The organism is uncultured Aquincola sp. (genome assembly GCF_964001545.1).
Lineage (GTDB): Bacteria > Pseudomonadota > Gammaproteobacteria > Burkholderiales > Burkholderiaceae_C > Aquincola.
On record NZ_CAXFDV010000283.1, the window covers coordinates 1 to 2,881 of the forward strand.

The window sequence follows — 2,881 nt, forward strand, 5'->3', positions numbered from 1 at the left end:
CGCTGTAATGGTCGTAGCGGGCGGCTGCTTCGGCGAACAACTGCTTGCTCACATCGGCCGAGAGATCGGCATACACGCCCGCGATGCGGCGCGAAGTGTCGGCGGTGTCGGCCGGCGACAGGCCCGGGCCGGCCTGCGCGCCGGGCGGTGCGATCACCGGACCGACACCATAGGACGCGGCATCGCCCGCCGTGCTGCGAAAGCCCTCGCGCCGCCATTCGGCGCCCACCGCCAGCGTGGCCGGTTGGGCCAGGCCCAGGTTCAACGGCCGGCTCAGGTCGAGGTTGGCCACCCATTGGTCGAAGCGGTAGCCACCCAGGTCGAAGCGCGTGGGGCTGGCCGCGCCCAGCGAGGCATTGAGCGAGCGCCGCACGCCGAAGTCGAAGTCGTTGCGGCCGTAGGCCAGGCTGGCATCGGCGTCCCAGCCGGCCAGCGGGCCGCGCACACCGGCGGTCAACGACAGGTCGTCGCTGCGGCCGGTGGTCTCGGGGCGGTAGCCATCCGGGTAGAAGCGGTCGGGGTTGGCCGTGCTGTCGGGATAGCGGAAGTAGGCGGCGCCCACGCTGTCGCGCCGCGTCCAGGTGCCGAAGGCATAAGCCTCCTGGCCACCGGCCAGCGGCAGGGCGCCGTTCAGCCAGAGGCCCAGCTTGTCGGCCTGCGGGTCGCCGGCCGCGTAGTTGCGTCGGCCCTGGAACGCGAGGTTCGCTGGCGTCTGTTCCTCGAAGAACGGCACCTCGTCGGCACCCGCACGGTTGGTGGCCTGGCGGCGCGACAGCTCGGCCCCGGCGCGCACGAAGCCATCGCCCAGCCGCCAGCCCTGCTTGAGCTGCAGCTCGCCGCCGGCACCGTCGTTCAATCGTTCATCGGTGGGCGCAAAGCGGGTGCTGTAGCCACCGGCCGTGGCCACCGCCTCGCCACCTTCGCGCGCGTCGTCCAGGATGATGTTGATGACGCCGGCAATGGCATCCGACCCGTACTGCGCACCGGCGCCGTCGCGCAGCACTTCCACCCGCTTGACGGCATTGAGCGGCAGCGCATTGAAGTCCACCGGGTTGGTGCCCTTGCCGGTCTTGGATTCGACGTTCACCACCGCCGACACATGGCGCCGCTTGCCGTTGACCAGCACCAGCACCTGGTCGGGGCTCATGCCGCGCAGCTGCGCCGCACGCACATGGTCGGCCGCGCCCGAGTTGCTTTGCCGTGGAAAGTTGAACGAAGGCAGCAGCGTCTGCAGCGCGGCGGCCAGGTTGCCCTCCGGGCCAGCGGCGCGGCGCAGGTCGTCGGCGTACAGCACGTCGATCGGCGAGGCCGAGCTGAGCACGGTACGGTCGCGGCTGCGGGTGCCGGTGACGACGATGGACTCGGCGCCGTCGGCGGCCTGGGCCACCGGCGTGGCAACGGCGGCGGCCGCCAGGCCCAGCAGCAGGCAGTGGCGGACCGAAGGTTCAGGGCGGTTCATGGGGGCTGGCCAGTGAAAAGAAAAGCAAAGGCGCGAGCGTAGCGATGCCGAGCCTGCAAGGCCACCAACCGCGGCGCATATGCAAATGCGCCGCCGCACCGGCGATGGCAGGTGCAGTCGCGGCTAACCTGCCGCCCCATGACAACGACGCCCGATCTCCTCCACGACGCGGCGCCCGAACGACATCTGAATGTGCGCCACGCGGTCTCGGTGTGCGTCGGCATGGTCATCGGCGCCGGCATCTTCAAGACCTCGCCCATGGTGGCCGCGAGCCTGGCCAGCGACCAGGCGCTGTACCTGGCCTGGGCCCTGGGCGGCCTGCTGTCCTTCGTCGGCGCGCTGTGCTTTGCCGAGCTGGCCGCGGCCTTTCCGCATGCGGGTGGCGACTACCACTTCCTGCGCCTGGCCTTCGGCGCGCGCACCGGCTTCCTGTTCGCGTGGTCGCGCTTCGCGGTCATCCACACCGGCTCGATGGCGCTGCTGGCCTTCGTCTTCGGCGACTACCTGAGTCAGGTGGTCAAGCTGGAGCAGTGGCTGGGGCCGCAGCTGGGCGCCTATGGCAGCGCGCTGTTCGCGGCCACGGTGATCGTGCTGCTGACGCTGCTGAACCTGCGCGGCGTGCAGGTGGGCCTGGGCACCCAGGTGGGCCTGATGGGGCTGGTGATCGCCGGCATGCTGGCCCTGGGTGCCGCCGCGCTGTGGCTGATGCACCAGGGCGTGCCGCCTGCCACGCCGCTGGCCACGCCCGAGCGCACGCAGCCGCTGGCCATCGGCACCGCCTTCGTCTTCGTGTTCCTGGCCTATGGCGGCTGGAGCGATGCGGCCACGCTGTCGGCCGAGATGCGCGACGGCCGGCGCGGCATCGTGCATGCGTTGCTCTGGGGCCTGGCCATCGTCACCGGCCTGTACCTGCTGGCCAACTTTGCGTACCTGCGCGGCCTGGGCCTGGAAGGCCTGGCCCGCAGCGAAGCACCGGCCGCCGAGCTGATGCGCCTGGCCTTCGGCACACCCGGTGAGCTGCTCATCGTCGGCGCGGTGGCGCTGACCTCGATCACGGTGATGAACGCCATCCTGATCGCCGGTGCGCGCACCACCTGGGCCGCGGCCCACGACCTGCAGCAGGCGCGGCTGCTGGGCGGCTGGCTGGGCGCGCGGCTGGGCCGCTGGGACCTGTCGCGCGGCATTCCGCCGGCCTCGGTGGCCGCCATCGGCATCGTGGCGGTGGGGCTGGTGGGCCTGGGCACCGTGACACGCGGCGGCTTCTCGACGATGGTGGACTACCTGTCGCCGGTGTACTGGGGCTTCCTGGTGCTGAGCGCACTGTCGGTGCTGGTGCTGCGCCGCACCCACCCCGAGGCGCCGCGGCCCTTCAAGGTGCCGCTGTACCCCTGGCTTCCGCTGGCCTTCTGCGCCTGCTGCGGC

At 71.5% G+C, this 2,881-nt stretch carries 2 protein-coding genes; one reads left to right on the forward strand and one right to left on the reverse strand.

Annotation, left to right across the window (positions count from 1 at the left end; genetic code table 11):
• The coding region (locus ABNT58_RS09885) for a TonB-dependent receptor (RefSeq protein WP_348753318.1) at nucleotides 1-1,459 on the reverse strand (1,459 nt) is incomplete at its 3' end.
• A gap of 138 nt (nucleotides 1,460-1,597) precedes the next feature.
• Here ABNT58_RS09885 and ABNT58_RS09890 point away from each other — a divergent pair.
• A partial coding sequence (locus ABNT58_RS09890) for an APC family permease (protein ID WP_348753319.1) occupies nucleotides 1,598-2,881 on the forward strand: 1,284 nt, incomplete at its 3' end.